Here is a 16,261-nt window from a genome sequence, read left to right as displayed (position 1 = left end):
CCATTACCGCCGATCAGTACCCGTCAGTTGGAACTCGTAACGGTCCGCCTCGCGGGCGACGGCGCGAACAAGAGTCTGGAAGGCTTCCGCGGTCAGTCCGTCCTTGGGTGTCCAGCCGTGGGCGACCATCCGGCCTTCGCCGTCGATGCGGAACCCCACCAGGCGGCTGTGTCGGTTTTTCTCCCACGCCTCGCGGTAGAGGCGGTCCCACTGGTCGACGACGTCGGGGTCGGCGACCACGGCCATGAGGAGGTAGCCGTCCGGAGCATTCTGTACGCGCACCGTGTGCGAGCGGCCGTTGGCGAACGAGACCTTCACGTGCTGCCGCTTCGGCCGCATATCCTCGACCGCACACAGCCGCTGCCAGTCATCGCGTATGCCGAACATCTCTCTCCAACTCCGTCCTGAACTCCTTGAGCAGGCGATCGCGTTCGGGAAGGTGCTCCCGTTCGAGCGCGTCGGCGAGCGTCGTGACCCGCCGGATCAGTGCCGCGACCCGGGAACGATCGTGCTCCGGTGTGGTCAGCAGGACATCTTCCTCGACGGTGACGTCGTAGCTTCCGCCGCGGGCCTCCACCGTGCCAAGCCGCGTCGGAGTCCCGGCCGACCAACGCGCCAGGTCATCCCACTGGTCCAAGCTGTTGATCCGCCCAATGGGGCTGACACAGTGCACGAGCAGGTGAAGGCCTTCCCGTTCGAGTTGCAGGCTGAATGGCTGCTGCCGCCCGCTGACGAAAACGACCGTGCCGAGAAGTGTTCCCCGTCCAGGTTGGCTCCGCTCCCACTCGATTGCGGGGCCAGGCAGAACCGCGCGTACCAGGGAGCTGAAGCGGTCGAGTTGCTGCCTGGCGATCGTTCCGTCCACGGCCAGCGGCCGGTCCTGTCCGTCCAGGTGCTCTGGACGCACCGGGAAGGATGTCTGGAGCGGCCCGGCCGGCAGCGGTGGGACGGCCTCGTCGACGAGTGCCTCCCGGCTGACGTCGAGGTGGCCGTCCCCGGCCGCCGGCAACGTGAGGTCTTCGTGCATGAGCCGGAGGAAGTCATTCATCCTGCGTAGTACGCGACGCACCTGCAGGCGTTCGACCGTGTCGGTGAGATGCGGGTAGTACACCTGCAGCAGATCGTCGCCGTCAGCCGGTCCACTAACGGCTGTCAGCCGGCGCTCACTTTCGGATCGCACGCGGTCGATCCGTCCGATCCGCTGCTCGATCGCGGAGGGCGTCCAGGCGAGACCGTAGTGGTAGACGCGGGAGCAGAAGGTGTGCAGATCCTCGCCCTCCTGCAGGAGGTCGGTGCAGATCAGCACGAACGGGTAGCCGGGGAGACGGAACTGCTGCACGTGCCGGTTGTTGACCCGACCGGACATGCCGGCGACGGGTTCCTGAGCCGTGAAGAGCCGGCTCACAAGGCTGCGGGCCTCTCGCAAATCGGCCCGCCGCACATCAGGAAGGTTGATGTCGAGCACCAGGTCGTGGTGCTCGGCCAAGGCCTTGAGCTCGTCCACCGCCGACCAGTCCCGGTCTCCAGACGGGACCACTACCTGTTGTTCGAGATCGTCGAGGTAGGCGGTGATCAGTCCATCCGCCTCCACCGAAGCCGCCGGGTCCAGGGTTGGCAGGTGATCGGTGACGACGGCGTACAGATCAAGGAAGGCGTGCCCGAGGCGGGCGGCGGCCGAGAGGATCTGTGCCCGGAGGTACTGCTCTCGAAACGACTCGCCGACGTTGGTCCCGGTGGGTTCCGGCCAGATCAGGTCGCGCAGCTGCGGCCGCTGCCGAAGCTCGGTGAAAAAGGTCAGGGTCTCCAGCAGCTCCGGGTCGGCCTCGGCCGAGACGGCGCTCCGCTTCTCCGGGCGGTACAGCTCCCGCCAGATCACCTCGGCACGTTCCCGATATTGCCCCTCGCGATGGGCGAGTAGTTCGAGCGCGGCGGCCTGAACGGCGTCGAACCGAGCGCCACGGGTCGACTGCTTGGCCTCCGTCAGGTAGTGGCGTGAGTGTTCGCGTACTAGCCGGTCGACCTTGTCCCGCTCTTTGCCGAGCGCAGCCGCCAGCGAGTCGCCGACCTGCCCGGGACGGACGCCCAAAAGCGTCATGACGTGGTTGTCGTCGAAGAAGGTGCCGAGCGCGCCGCTCTGGCTACGGAACCTCGCCTGGATGGTCGCTCCGCTGACGATGCCGGCGGGACCGGTGCCCCGGAAGAACCAGGCGAAGAAGGTGTCCTGCCCGCCGGCGTCATCGTCCTCCCGGACCTGGTCAGCGGCCACGACGGCGAGCGAATCGCGCAGCGACCGCTGTCGGCGGAACTCGTCGACGGCGCCGTCGAACGCGGCCCAGTGTCGCTCGCTCAGCCGGCTCCGCAACCGGTCGACGAGCCAGTCGCTGTACTCGTCGTCCAGCTTGCGCTTGAGTTCGGAGACGGAGGCAACGCGGCGGACGAATACGAGCCCCTTGCGAGCGTCGCGCCAAGAGGTGTTGAGAGCACCGACGAGGGCGTCCATCTTCGGGTGCGGCAGTTCGCGACCGAACCGCTGGAAGTGGTCGCGGGCAAGGTCGTTGAGCATCGGTACGTCGATGCCCTGCCGCTCGGCCGCATCCGCGGCCTGCTCCGCGTCGTCGAAGTTGGCCTCGACTGCCTCGTCGGGGATGTCGTCGGGGTCCTCGGCCGCGGCCGGTTTTTTCGCCGCGCTGGTTTCGAGGAACGACTCGAACGACGCGAGCATCCCGACCTGGAAACGAGTGCCGAACCGCTCGTCGTCGAGCAGTTCACTCACCTTCTTTTGGACCAACGCGACAGTCAGCCGCTGCCGGTCGTCCGCGATCCGGATCGGTTCATCGTGCTCTGCGACGCCCCCTGCGCGCCATTCCCGCCGATAGAGGTTCTTGGTCATCCGCTGCCCGGAGACCTCAAGCGATGTCACTCGGCGGATCAGGAACTGTCCTGCGGCGTCTCGTCTTTGGTGCTCGCTGGCGTCCGGGTCCCGGAGCGATCGGAAGGGCTCGGCGAGGCCGAAGACATCGAGCTGGTTCCACAGCTGCCGGTAGTCGTCGTCCACCGGCGTCGCGGAGAGCAGCAACACCTTGCCGGCCCGGCGGCCGTACTTCTTCTGCAGTCCCGGATCGAGGTCGGCGCGGTCCCGGCCGAGCACGGTGGCGAGGACCCGGTTCCGGGAGGACGACTGTGGGCCGCAGCCGTGCTTGAGGTTGTGCGCTTCGTCGACGATCACGAGATCGAAGTGCGGCAGCGCGGCATTGATTGCCTGGGCGAACCGGTCCTTGATGACATCCGCGTTGGCGCGCAGATCGACCAGTTCCTCGGGAATCCACGGCACCTGCTCACGCAGCCGGTCGCGCAGGTTGCGCCTTTGCTGCGCATCCTGGCGCATCGGGAGGCTGAAGCTGGGGAGGCGGACGAAGAAGTCACGGTCCGGTCCGACCGCAGTCTCCTCGAGAAGTTGAATCAGGCTCCGGCAGCTTACGAGGGGACGCGCCGGCAGCCCACCCGGCATCCGCACCCGGAGGTCGTCGAGGCGCACGTTGTTCTTGATGAAGACGCGCTGCTCCCGCTGCCACTTCTGCTGGATGTTCTGCCGTGGCGCGATGACGAGCACCCGCAGGTTCGGCGTGAAGTGGCGCAGCAACGCTGCGACGCCGAGCGCCACGTACGTCTTCCCCATGCCGACCTCGTCGGCCAGGTAGGCGACCCGATGGCTCTGCAGCATGTTGTGCAGGGCAACCGCTCCGTGGAGCTGATCTCGCGACCGCTGCGGATTGCGGATCACCCTGTCGAAGTCCAGCAACTGCGCGGCGGTGTCGACACTGATCCTCATGCCGACACCGCGTTCATCCTGAGGAAGCGGGGTTCGTACCAGTCGAGGAACTCGGCCATCTCGGCGTCGTTTCGCGCCACGAGCTGCTGCCGTAGGGCTACCCGCACGGCGAGCGCCTGTTCCAGCCGCGTGACCCCGATCGGATCCGACATCCAGAACGCCGGGAAGCCGTCGCGTACGTCGTCGGCGAGCTGCTGCGCGCAGAGCACCATGAGGTACCGGTCCAGCGGATCGCCCTCAGAGTCGTTCGCCACCTGCTCGACGAGAACGGGCAGGGAATCGTACTTGGCACCGAACATCCGGAACCGGGCCTCCTCGATCCGACCCTCGTCGAGGGCCTTGCGCACCGCGCGGCCCAGCGACGCGAACCCGTGGAAGATCCCAGCGAACCGATCGAAGATCGTATCGACGGGCTTAATCGGAGCGGACTCCACCGGCAGATCCGCCCCGGTGCCGAGCAGCGTCCCGCCATGCTGGGCCAGGTAGGCGTTCCGCTGCTCGGCCGTGAGCATCGACCAGTAGCGCAAAATGTCGGCCGGCGTCAGGTCGAGCAGGATCGAGGGCCGGTGGGCCATGCCGGTCTCGTGGACCAGCACGATTCCGCGCTTGTCGCCAATGACCGCAGTTAGAAAGCTGGTCTCGCGGAGCCGCTCGCGCAGGATCGCCGCATCCTCGGCGGCGAGGGCAGTCCAGACGGCTGGCTCCAGGCGAGTGATCTCGAAGAGATGTACGCCGCGGTCGTACACCTCGATGCGCGGGCTGTCGCCGACGCCGTCCCACAGGACCTCGGCCTGCCCGGACGCCCAGTCGAAGCGTGCCAGCAAGGGCACGAAACCCTGATCGACGCCATCGTCCTCGCCGACTGGCTGAGCGAATGTTGGTGTTTCCTCGATCTCTTCCAGCCAGAACCTCGGGCGCCGATCGACCGTCACCTCCGACAACACCCCGGTTTCGACGTTCGCACCACCCGAGTGCGCCGGCCTGGTCAGGTTGAACGACCCGACAAGGGTGACCTCCCAGTCCTTGGTGAAAAAGCGGTACACCTTCGCGTGCACGGTCCGGTACGTCGCTCCCGTCGCCTGTTTGCCGCCGCGCGCGAGGACCGCCTTGGGTAGTCGCCCCCACTCCCCGCCGCGTTCGCGTACCCAGTCGTAAAGCTCCGGACGGCACCGGGCCACACCGCCCTCCTCGGGAAGTAGCACCCGCCATTTGTCCGGCTGAAAGCGGTCGATCAGGCTCTTCAGCGGCGCCGAGGCGTCCGCGTCATCGAGGTACGGGGAGAGGACCTCCAAATTCGCGCCACGCAGCCACTGGCCGGCGATCTCGTCGAGCTGATCTATCAAGTCCTGAGCGCCACGCCGGCCGTTGTGAAGGAAGTGCGGGTGCATCCGATGGTTCGTCGAGCGGTGCACGATCGGTTGCACGGTACGAAGCAGACCGAGAATGTCGTCCAGGGCGGTGTGGGACTCGAAGTTCCTCGCCATTCTCCGCAGATGTTCGAGGAACCGCTGGATCTCCGGGGCAGTACGCGACCGGCAGTGCTCGAGGATCTCCTCTAGGTGGGCGCATTCGACGTTCTCCCACCAGCCCGCCTGTGTCAGGTTCGCAGAGCCGGTGAGCACCACCAGCGACCGCTCCTGGGTCGACGTGTCGCGCACCAGGATGAACGCGTTTTTCGGGTGGAAGTAGCCGGTGCGGGGCCGGACCGGGATTCGACGTACGTCCAGGCAGGCTGTTCCGTCAACCGTCACGATCGCACGGGGGTCGTAGTAGACGGCGACGCGGCCGGCGAGTGGTCGCAGCGCTTCCTCGAGCTGGACGCGCCGGATCTGCGGGTCCTGGTGCAGTTGAATGTCGAAGAGAGCCGGCAGGATCTCTCGCTCGAAGAAGCCGGGGTCGAAGCGGAACGTGCAGAACACCGCGGCCAACACCTCGCGACCGTTGATCTGCGCGCGGAGCGCCTCGGTGAGCACCGCCCGGGGAATGCCCTCGCTCACGCCTCACCCTTCCCGATTGCCGCCAGCATGGACACCAGTGACGGGATGAAGTACGGGTACCGCCACAGCTCCCGGATCTCGTCACGGGTGGGCAAATCGGCCGGCTCATCCCGGAACCGCACCCGCAGCTGGTCCTGGTCGGTCACCTCCAGCCAGGCGAGCGCCGCACCACGCTCCTGCATCACCGCGGCGTTACGCTCGGCCAAGGTCCTGATGAGCTCCGGATAAGCACCGTGGGCGAGCGCCTCGGCGATACGTGGCCACTCCTGGCCAGGCAGTGCGGACGCCGCAAGCGGGTCGATCGAATCGAGGCGGTCCCCCCAGGACGATCGGAGGTCGGCCACGACGTGGTCGAGGTGGACGCCATTCCGTCCGAGCAGGTAGCTGAAGAGCAGGGAGGCCGGCGCGAGCACGGATTCGCACGCGACGATCCTGCGCACCAGGTCGGCGATGTCGCTCCAGCCACGCGACTCGGCGTCGTCGGCGATTGATATCAGATACGGCCGTGAGGGGCGGATCGAGTTGGGGGGCCTGGTTTCGAGCAGTACGGCGAGCTTGGCCTGCCGTCCCTTGGTCGGATCACTCGGTCCTCCCTCGACCAGGTGGTACCGGTAGAAGTCGATTTCCTGCTGCGACATCTCGGAGGCGAAAATGCTGGCCACGGACTCACACCTCGTGCTTGCGCCGAGGTCGAATACCACCCGCTCCCGCCCCAGTTCCCGTACGAGGTACCGGGCATTTCGGCCCCACCCGGATTCCAATCGCGGCAGGTAGACAGCGTCCACGAAGGCGCTCGCTTCAGGGGTGAGCCGCACCGGGCTTCCCGGCGCGACGAGCCCGGACACCCGCGCCGGGGCGGTGTAGTTACCGAGCAATCCGTCCGTACGCTGGTTGCTCAGGATCTGATGCTCCGGCTGCGCCGACAGATGTACCTTGCCGCCATTGCTGCCGGCCTTCGCTGCCCGGGCAGCGATGCGCTGCAGCCCGAAGAACCCCCGATGATCGTGCACGACGTGCCGCACGTACGCCACCATCTGCTCCCAGACCAGGAAGGTGTCCATCGTGTTGTCGGACTCGTCCGCGGCGGCGAGTTCAGCCAAGCGCAGCCCGACGAGCAGGGTGGTGAAGCCCGGAAGCGAGTCCGTGACCGTGGTGAGATTGCCGATGAGCGGGCGTCCCGTGGCTGACCAGACGGCCTGCGCACCAAGCCCGTCGCGGGATCCCTTCACGCGCGCACGAGGATCGAGGTCGGTCAGGAAGAGCGCCACGGGCGCAATCATTCTCAACTGGAATTCAACCGCCAATCGTCCGTACCGACACAGATCTCGGGCGTTCCGCCCTCGCCTGGCGCCATGACTCGGCTGCGTTCGGTCATCGCCGGATCGAGAGATGCCTTGGTGGACGGTATGCCGGGCCGCTGATGCTGAGTAGTTTGGGCGGATGTTAACGGCGGGCATTGATCTTGCGGCGGAAAACGCCAACACCGCGGTGGCCTGGATCCGATGGTCTGCGACAGGGGCCGCACTGGAGGAATTGACCATCGGCGCAGGCGATGATCAGCTCCTGCGGGCCGCGTCGGCGGCGGACAAGGTCGGTATTGACTGCCCACTTGGCTGGCCCGAGCCGTTCGTGGAGTTCGTCATCGCCCATCATCGCGGCGATCTCGTCGCCCCTACCGATCTGGTCGGGCGCGACTGGCGCAGGAGGCTCGCCTGGCGTCGGACCGACGCGGTGACCCACGCGGTGACCGGCCGCCCACCGCTCAGCGTCGCCGCGGACCGCATCGCACACACGGCGATGCGGTGTGCCGCCCTGTTGGCGCGGCTCGCTGCGGATGGGCAACCCGTGGATCGCAGTGGCAGCGGGACAGTTGTCGAGGTCTATCCTGCGGCCTCGCTGAAGCAGTGGGGCCTGCCCTACCGGGGGATACAAGGGACGGCAGAACAGCAGCGCGCTGAACGACCTGATGGACCGGCTGATCGATGCTGCGCCGTGGCTGCAGCTCGGCGACTTTGAGGCAGCGTGCCGAGGTAGCGATCACGCAGTCGACGCGGTCGTGGCCGCGCTGACCGCTCGTGCGGCTGCCGTCGGCCAAGCCACACGCCCCAGCTCCGTCGACCTGGCCGCTGCCTCCACCGAGGGCTGGATCGCCCTGCCGACCGCACCACTGAGCAGCCTCAGCACCTCACGCACGAAGGGTTGACTGCATGACTGACGAACGATCATTAGAAGAGGTCCCGGAGGGTTGGCCCCTTCCGAAGGTAGATGCGCTGGTTGCGGCTCGCGCGGCGGCACTTGAAGCGCTGGAGGACACAGAGCTGGCAGGGAGTCGGCTCGCCCGTTACTACGACCCGATGGGCAAGTTCGCTGGCGCGACGTTCCTGACGGTCACACCAAACGACCCGTGGCAGATTACGGCCGCCGATCTGTTCGCGGTGACGCTACTCAGTGAGCCATTTTCATCGTGATCAGAGGGGCCTGAGCAGGTACGCAGCGGCGTGTCGTTGCTCCAGATAGGACGAAGCTCCCGGTAGGACAGCAGTCGACCAAGAACGACCGCCCAGTACGGGAGCTTCGTTGCTGACCTATCCTGCCAGCATCCCGCTGTCCACGCGCAGCCTGACCCGCCTGACCGAGCTGATCCGCGACCGGCGCCGCGTGCTTGGCGGTCGTTGGCGGAGGCTGCCCGCGCAGCAGCAGGCGTTGATGGCCCTGGCCCACCTGCGCAACGGTGACACCCTCACCCGCCTCGCGGCCGGCTTCGCCGTGTCGGTGACCACCGTGTGGCGCTACCTGCGCGAGGCCGTCGACCTGCTCGCCGGCTGCGCCGACGACCTCACCGCGGTCATGCGCCGGGCTGCCCGGTTGGCGTACGCGATCCTCGACGGCACGCTGATCCCGATCGACCGAGTCGCCGACCAGCGGCCCTACTACTCGGGCAAGCACAAGCGCCACGGCGTGAACGTGCAGGTCCTCGCCGATGCGGCCGGGCGGCTGGTCTGGGCCTCGGCCGCGCTGCCCGGCTCGGTGCACGACCTGACCGCCGGCCGCACCCACGGCCTGATCGACGCGCTGACCAGCGCGAACGTGCTGACCTTCGCGGACAAGGGCTATCAAGGCGCCCGCGGCACCATCTGGACCCCGTTCAAACGCCGCCGCACCCGCCTGTCCCGCCGGCAGAAGTCCGTGAACCGGCACCACGCCAAGATCCGAGCCCTCGGCGAACGCGCCGTGGCCACCCTCAAGACCTGGAAAATCCTGACGAAGCTCCGCTGCTGCCCCCGCCGAGCCACCCCGATCGTCCAGGCCATCCTCGTGCTCCAAGCCGCCGAAGACGCCCGCTACTCACGATGAAAATGGCTCAGTATCCGGCTCCGCGGAGGCGAGGGACGCGGCAGCCACCTCGGACGGTATGCAGACCAGAATCTCGGACTCACCTCTACGAGTGCTCGACGTCGTCCTCTGGACGCACGCCATCAACCTCACTGCTTCATAGGCAGATGAACGTCCGATCCCGACTTGTTGTCCGAGCTTGCGGATGTGCGCTCGACCTCGCGAGGCGGCGCGCTGTCACTTCCGCTGCGGCGACGCGGGATCGTTGTCGTTCGTTCCCTCCAATTTCCAGATTCCAACGGGTAGAAGCCGCTCGGCTTCACTGAGGAACCGACGTCGTTCAGCCGGCGCGTTGAAGCGTAAGGTCGCCCTACCACCGCTGAGGCGCCAGGACTTGGCGGTCGTACCTCCCCACGCGATTTGCGGGTGCTGCCCTGAATAGCAATGCTGTGCCAGTGCGCGGAGCATGTGCAGGACGGCCAGGTCATCCGTCTGCACGGTGACGCTGTACCTGCAGGCAGCGTAGTTGGCGGAGGGCAATGCGGAGCATCCTTCCTACTGGCGATCGGGAACAAACGACAGGAACGGGCTGGGCTGTCCGCTCCAAGACACGTGCAGCGCCTCCCGGGCCCGCGTGCTCGCCACGAACAGCAGGCACCGCTCCCGCAGCAGGTCACTTGCGTGCTGCATCGGATCTACCTCGGCCGGCGTGACCTCCTTCGCGAACGGCACCGACCGCGCCGTGACACCGACCACCGCCACGCACCGGAACTCCAGCCCCTTCATCGCGTGCATGGTGGCGAGCCGCACCCCGTCGACGTCCGCGCCAGGCTGATCCCGCACCCGCACAGCCGGGATCCCGGCGGCAGCCAACGCCTCCTGCACGTCGCTCAGGGTGGTGTTGAACCTGGCGCACACTGCGACCTCACTCGCCGCTACGCCCTGTTCCAGCCACTCCCCCACCCGCTCCACGAGAGCCGCAGTTTCTGCCTGGCTCGTTGGGTACCCCGCGGCGTGGGGCCGCTTGCCGTGCAGCAGTGACCGGTAGCCGGCGAGGCTGTCATCGCCGTCACCGCCGAGGTCCTCGATCCGAGATCCGACGAGCACTCCGGTCGACCAGGAGAGGATCTCCTCGGTGCTGCGGTAGTTGACCCGTAGCCGACTGCTGCGCCCGGCAACGGAGATGCCGAGTGCGTTCAGCGAAACTCGGGAGTCGTAGATCCGCTGGTGCGGGTCGCCGGTGATGAAGAGGTCGTCCGGGCCGGGCGACACCGCGGCTCGCAGCACCCGCCACTGCGCTGGATGCAGGTCCTGCGCCTCGTCGACGACGACATGGCCGTACCCGTGTTCGGTGAAATCGGCACCGCTGAGCAGCTGTGCCGCCCGTGCGCAGATCTGCAGGTGGGTGGCGGTGCCGGCGGCCGACAGCTCCTTCTGGAACATGTCCACGGCGTCCCACACCCGGTCGCGCTGGCGCGGGCCGAGCGCCGACCCTCTCCCCCGCCGGCTGGCCGCGCGGTACTCCTCCCGGCTCTGCACGTTGTGGGCGAGGATCACGTGCCGGAACTCCTGGGCGAGGAACTGCTCGGTCCAGGGCAGGTTCAGCCTGCGGCACACCCGGCGCCAGACCTGCCGCTCGTCCACGTCGCCGATTGGCGTCGGCACCCGCCCGGCGAGGGTCCGAACGGCGCGGTGCGCGAAGGCGTTCACCGTGGTGACCTCGACCCGCGCCAGCTGCTCCTCGTCGTTCACGAGCAGCGCCAGGTTCTCCCGCAGGGTCGCGGCCAGGGCATTGGTGTACGTGGTGAGCAGCACCCGGCTGTCGGGCGTACGGGAGAGCAGGTGATTGACCCGGTGCAGCGCCACCACCGTCTTGCCGGTGCCCGGCCCACCAGTGACCTGGGCCGGGCCGTTGTAGGAGACCCGGTAGGCGACCCGCCGCTGCGACGGATGCAGGAACACACGCCAGGCGGCGAAGGGCTTGTCGAGGACCTCGGCCAATTCGTCCGGGCTGGTGACCAGAGTGATCCGGTTACGGGTGTTGGCGATGGCGATTTCGAGGCTCTCGCTCGGCTCCGGCGTCGCGTCCGCCGGCCGCCGTTCGGCCACCACGTCGCGGTAGACCTCGTCCGGCGTGAATCCCTCGGCGAGGTACTGCAGCACCTCGAACTGGTCCTCGGGCAGAAGCGTGCCGAATGCGTCCAGCTGCCGCTTGTCAATGATCGTGCGGACCGCCCGCAGCACCTGGTCGTCGACGCCGAGGTGGCGCAGCACCGTGTCGGAATGCTTGGCGAACAGTAGGTTCGGCGCCTCCGCGGCGGCCTTCTCCAGCGCCGGGGTGAGCTGCTCGATGGCGACGACGTTGCGGACCTCCAACGCCCGCGTCGCCGTGTTCACGGTGTAGAGCCGCTTCGCGGCCCAGGTGTACGCGTCGTCGTGTGGCACGACGTTGAGCAGCAGGAAGATGTCGCTGCCGTCGTCGGGTGCCAGCACCACCCCGCGCCAGAAGTCGGTGATCCGGATGGTCCGCATCCGCGGGTCCCGCGCGTTGTTCACCGACTCCAGGTGCAGGCCCTTGTCGGCGTGCAGCTCGGCGATGCTGAGCTGCTGGAACTTCTCCATCGCCTTGCGCACGCCAGCCTTGATCGGCTTTTCCAGGACGTCGTAGCTCTGCCAGAAGCTGTTGGCCAAGGCCAGCTGCGGCACGACGCGGACCTCCTGAATGATCGATCGAGGCGATGGGTGCGACCCTACCGGGCGACCAGAGGCGTGAAACTGGACCGTATCGGCAAAGCCGACGCGGACGGACGCTATCGGTTCCCCGCCGCTCGGCCAGGTCACTACGAGTGAGCTGTCCGTAATCCGACAGCGATTCATCACCCCTTGGATTCAACCAATCACAATCTCCACACTGGTGTATGGCCCGCTCGGACGGTACGCCAGACAAGAGCCAGAGCCGCCTCTCGACCCCCGACCCCAGGTGCGCGCGCCCGACGGCTTTCCCCCGTCACTGCAGCCCTTGCTGGCGCGGATCGCCGACCGACGTATCGCCCGCAGCGAGGCAACCCTGCAGGCCGACATCCGCCAGCTTCTGCTGGCCGGCGACTTCGGGCTCTCCGATGCGCACCTCGACGACGTCAATCTCGAGGCCCCGGCTGGTGGTGGCCGGCGCATCGACATCGAAGTCGGCTACACCATCATCGAGGTCAAGCGACGGCTGCAGAGCGGGCGCTCGCTGTTGGAGGCGGAGCGACAGCTGGGCGGCTACGTCCGATCGCGGAGCCTGGAGAGCGGCCAGCGATACGTCGGCATCCTTACCGACGGTGCCACCTGGCGCGCGTACCAGCTGGCCGGCGATGCGCTGACCCTCATCGACACCCACACGGTCGCTGGCACCCGCCCCGATGGCTTGGCCCTTTTCTACTGGCTGGAAGGCGTGCTGGCGACGAGCCAGCGGGTCCGGCCGGCTCCCGCCGAGGTGGCGCGCCGCCTCGGCGCACAGAGCACCTCGCACAAGCTGGATCGTGCCGCGCTTACCGCGCTCTATGCGGAACACGAGCAGCTGCCGACGGTGAAGTTGAAGCGGGAGCTGTGGGCGGAGCTGTTGGACAGCGCCCTGGGCACCCAGTTTGTTGACGATCCGGATCTGTTCGTCGAGCACACCTTGCTGATGAACAGCGCGTACATCATCGCGCACCTCGTCGTCGGTATCGACGCACTGGAGTTGCAGCCGCAGGATCTCATCACCGGGCAACGGTTCGACCAGGCCCGCATTCTGGGCGTGGTCGAGCACGACTTCTTCGGCTGGACCACCGAGGTGCCCGGTGGTCGCGAGTTCATCCAGGGACTCACCCGGCGACTGGCCCGGTTCGACTGGCTGCGGGCCGACCACGACATCCTCAAGGTGCTCTACGAGTCGATGATCGGTCCCGGGACGCGCAAGCGGATGGGCGAGTATTACACGCCCGACTGGCTCGCGGAGCACCTCGTCGACACGGTCGTCACCGATCCGTTGCGACAGCGGGTGCTGGACCCGGCCTGCGGTTCCGGCACGTTCCTCTTCCACGCCGTACGCCGGTATCTTGCCGCCGCCGAGACGGCGGCCGTGCCGCTGGACGCCGCGCTGACGCGGCTCACCCATCATGTGGTCGGCGTCGACCTGCACCCGGTCGCCGTGGCGCTCGCGCGCGTGACCTACCTGCTCGCCATCGGCCACCAACGGCTGACCGACCAGCGGGGCGCCATCACCGTCCCGGTCTATCTCGGCGACAGCATGCAGTGGCGGGAACGCCGCGACCTCTTCACCGAGGAGCACGTACGGATCAGTGCCGGCTACAACGCCAGCGAGGTCGAGGAGTGGCTCCGCTTCCCGAAACGCCTGCTCGACGAGCCGAGCCGCTTCGACCAGATTGTGGCGAGGCTCGCCAGCATCGCGGCAAAACCGCGAGATTCGGACAGTCCGCCATCACTGGCGGCGTTCTTTCACCACCTGAAGATTGAGCCGAGCGACCAGCCGATGATTCACGGCACCTTCGAGGCGATGTGCCGGCTGCACGACGAGGGACGCGACCATATCTGGAGCTACTACCTGCGCAACCTGGCCAGGCCCGTCTGGCTCGCCATGGACGACAACCGGGTGGACGTTCTGATCGGCAACCCGCCGTGGCTTTCCTACCGCCACATGCCTCGCGACATGCAGACACAGTTCAGAGAACTCTCCCGCGCCAGAGGACTGTGGCATGGTCGGGAGTTCGCAACGAACCAGGACCTCTCGGCCCTCTTCGTGACCCGCGCGGTCCAGCAGTACCTCCGCGACGGCGGCTCGTTCGCCTTCGTCCTGCCCAACTCGGTGCTCGATCGGAAGTACTTCGAGGGCTTCCGCCAGGGATGGTACGAGGATCCCGTCGAGCCAACCGCCGTCGCCTTCACCGGCTCCTGGGACCTGCGCCGCCTACGCCCCCACCCCTTTCCGCGCGGTGCCGGCGTCGTCTTCGGCGGCCGGGCAACCCTGAGCACCTACCGACGCCTGCCCTCGGTAACCGAGCGCTGGACGGGACGCGTGCCGACTGACGCAAAGTCGTGGCAGCAGGTCGAACCTCTCGTCACCAGGGAGGCAGCCAATCTGGTCGGCGGCGGATCGGGCCTGACCGAATCGCCATACAGGCCACGCTTCACTCAGGGTGCCACGATCGTGCCGAAGCTGCTGTTCTTCGTCGAGACAGATACCGGCGGGCGGCTCGGGCTCGGTTCCGGCCGGCACACCGTACGCTCTGCGCGCAGCAACCTGGAGAAGGCCCCGTGGAAGGAGCTTCCCGCGCTCGAAGGCGTCGTGGAGAGCGAGTTCATCCGGCCCGTGCTGCTCGGCGAGACGCTGCTGCCGTATCGGATCCTGCCGGCGAAAAAGGCCGTACTGCCGCTCGACGGCTCCACGCTGATGACCGGACCCGGCTCCCGACTCGACTACTATTTCGGCCTCGCCGAATGGTGGCGGAAGGCGGAAGCCACTTGGAAGGCCCATCGCAGCAGCGCACGTCTGAATCTGGGCGAGCAGCTCGACTTCCGGGGCAAGCTGAGCGCGCAGCTCCCTGCGCCACCACTGCGGCTCGTCTACAGCAAGGCAGGTATGTACGTCGCTGCCGCAGTCGTCGACGACCCTGCCGCAATCATCGACCACAAGCTCTACTGGGCGCCGATCGCAACCCGACAGGAGGGGCTGTTCCTCTCCGCGATCCTGAACAGCAGCGCGCTGACCGAGCTTGTCCGGCCCATGATGTCCTACGGCAAGGACGAGCGCGACATCGACAAGCACGTGTGGAACCTGCCCATTCCCCGGTTCGATGACGCCGACGTACTGCACCAGCGACTGGCGGATCTCGGTCGGCAGCAGTTTGAGACTGTCGCCGCGCTACACCTGCCTGAGGGCGCGAACTTCGTGACGATGCGTCGGCAGGTTCGAGCCGAACTCGCGCGGCACCCGACCTCGCCAGAGATTGAAGCGATCGTCATGGAGATGGTCGGTTGAAAGTCGCCTGTCAGTATTCTGTCCCGACACTCCCTGATGGAGGATCGAGTGGTCAGCAACGCGTCCGCACCCGGGAACCGGGAACGGCCGATCCTGCTCAGGGCACACCGCATCGTGAACGCCGGAGGCGGCGACTACGCCTTCACCGATCTTCGCAAGACGGAGCTCGGCGGCGTGCGAAGCAGGCAGCTCCGCCTCTTTACGCCAGCACGGCGGGACCGGATGCGCCTGCCCACCTCGCTACCGGAGTTCGCGGCATTGCGGCATGTGGCCAATCTGTCCGACAGCCCGGTGACGGTGGCGGCGGAGCTCGGCGGGCACTGGTCGGAGCACAACCTGGCGGCCATCACGCACGTCGCCGCGTGCAATTTCCGCTGTTCCTACTGCTATGTCGACTACCGCCATCTGGCCGGTCGGGACGCCTTCACGACGAACGCTGACGGTGTGGTGGACGAGTTCGTCGCGATCAGGCGCACGACTCAGGATGCGGGTCAGCAGCTCAGCCTGTTGCGGGTCAGCGGCGGCGAGCCGCTGCTCGCGCCCTCCCTCGTGATCGAGATCTACCGTGCCCTGGCGACGCGGGGCCTGCTCGACTCCGTCGTCCTCAAGGTGGAGTCGAACCTCTCCGCCCTGCCGTACGCCTGGCAGCAGAGCGGACTTCGGCTGTCCGCAGCCGAGCGCGAGGAGCTGCGACGCGTCAAGGTGCACACGACGCTGCATCACCCGCCCGACAGCGGCGATTGGCCTGCCATCCGTGACGGGATCGTCCTGGCCCTCGAACTTGGCTTCGAGCTGTTTCCGGCGGTCGGCGCCAACGACTGGACCGCAGAACAACTCGACATGAGCTTTCACGAGCTGGCCCGGATCAGCCCAGGGCTCCCTCGGCGACTCGCGGTGCGTCCCTTCCACCTCGACTATCCCGCGCTGGCGGAGCGCCGGAGGTTGCCTCGACCGGCCGAATCCGAAGCGCCTTCGATGGTGTGGGAGAAGATTCTGCGGCGGCACACCGGTGTCGGGTACCTCGATGAACCCCGACATCTGGTACCGCTCACCTGAGCAGGAATAACGACCACACGCTTG

Annotated in this window: 11 protein-coding genes; 6 read left to right on the top strand and 5 right to left on the bottom strand. The window is 67.2% G+C overall.

Annotated features, from left to right (window positions below; genetic code table 11):
* Positions 1 to 3: 3 nt before the first annotated feature.
* Genes CLT74_RS06240 through CLT74_RS06225 form a run of 4 tightly spaced genes read right to left on the bottom strand, consistent with a single transcriptional unit; the run spans position 4 to position 7,094 of the window.
* Positions 4 to 387 carry a hypothetical protein gene (locus CLT74_RS06240; RefSeq protein ID WP_143697089.1) on the bottom strand — a complete coding sequence of 128 codons (384 nt, stop codon included), beginning with the start codon at positions 385 to 387 and terminating at the stop codon, positions 4 to 6.
* A complete protein-coding gene (locus CLT74_RS06235; RefSeq protein WP_158240219.1) occupies positions 368 to 3,799 on the bottom strand; it encodes a DEAD/DEAH box helicase family protein in 3,432 nt (1,143 codons plus the stop codon). Before CLT74_RS06235 ends, CLT74_RS06240 begins: the two co-directional genes overlap by 20 nt.
* A 26-nt stretch (positions 3,800 to 3,825) precedes the next feature.
* Positions 3,826 to 5,802 (bottom strand): phospholipase D-like domain-containing protein, encoded by a 1,977-nt coding sequence (locus CLT74_RS06230; protein WP_143697088.1) that lies wholly within the window; start codon positions 5,800 to 5,802, stop codon positions 3,826 to 3,828.
* 20 nt (positions 5,803 to 5,822) lie between these two features.
* The gene (locus CLT74_RS06225; protein WP_099845694.1) at positions 5,823 to 7,094 is read right to left on the bottom strand and encodes a hypothetical protein; all 1,272 of its coding nucleotides are present in this window, start codon (positions 7,092 to 7,094) and stop codon (positions 5,823 to 5,825) included.
* A 172-nt stretch (positions 7,095 to 7,266) separates the two neighbouring features.
* On the opposite strand from CLT74_RS06225, the gene CLT74_RS06220 reads away from it, so the two are divergent.
* From CLT74_RS06220 to CLT74_RS06215, 4 genes are all read left to right on the top strand, one after another.
* Positions 7,267 to 7,842 carry a DUF429 domain-containing protein gene (locus CLT74_RS06220; protein ID WP_486582037.1) on the top strand — a complete coding sequence of 192 codons (576 nt, stop codon included), beginning with the start codon at positions 7,267 to 7,269 and terminating at the stop codon, positions 7,840 to 7,842.
* Positions 7,793 to 8,029, top strand: coding sequence for a DUF429 domain-containing protein (locus tag CLT74_RS31160; RefSeq protein ID WP_486582036.1), 237 nt, complete (start codon positions 7,793 to 7,795; stop codon positions 8,027 to 8,029). The genes CLT74_RS06220 and CLT74_RS31160 overlap by 50 nt, the downstream gene beginning before the upstream one ends.
* A gap of 4 nt (positions 8,030 to 8,033) precedes the next feature.
* Entirely contained in the window at positions 8,034 to 8,294 is a 261-nt protein-coding gene (locus CLT74_RS30160; RefSeq protein WP_143697087.1) for a hypothetical protein, read from the top strand.
* 109 nt (positions 8,295 to 8,403) lie between these two features.
* A complete protein-coding gene (locus tag CLT74_RS06215) occupies positions 8,404 to 9,180 on the top strand; it encodes a transposase family protein (protein ID WP_099845186.1) in 777 nt (258 codons plus the stop codon).
* A gap of 534 nt (positions 9,181 to 9,714) precedes the next feature.
* On the opposite strand, the gene CLT74_RS06210 is transcribed toward CLT74_RS06215, so the two are convergent.
* A complete protein-coding gene (locus CLT74_RS06210; protein WP_099845693.1) occupies positions 9,715 to 11,865 on the bottom strand; it encodes a UvrD-helicase domain-containing protein in 2,151 nt (716 codons plus the stop codon).
* 274 nt (positions 11,866 to 12,139) lie between these two features.
* Here CLT74_RS06210 and CLT74_RS06205 point away from each other — a divergent pair, with 274 nt between their 5' ends.
* Together CLT74_RS06205 and CLT74_RS06200 are read left to right on the top strand one after the other, a co-directional pair.
* Positions 12,140 to 15,181: an N-6 DNA methylase gene (locus tag CLT74_RS06205; RefSeq protein ID WP_099845692.1), complete on the top strand. Its 3,042-nt coding sequence runs from the start codon at positions 12,140 to 12,142 to the stop codon at positions 15,179 to 15,181.
* Positions 15,182 to 15,229: 48 nt separating this feature from the next.
* Positions 15,230 to 16,237 (top strand): radical SAM family protein, encoded by a 1,008-nt coding sequence (locus CLT74_RS06200; RefSeq protein ID WP_143697085.1) that lies wholly within the window; start codon positions 15,230 to 15,232, stop codon positions 16,235 to 16,237.
* Positions 16,238 to 16,261 lie beyond the last annotated feature (24 nt).

It is taken from the genome of Verrucosispora sp. CNZ293 (assembly GCF_002754655.1).
The sequence above is the reverse complement of the archived record's forward strand: the minus strand, read 5'-3'. Positions and strand labels throughout refer to the sequence as shown.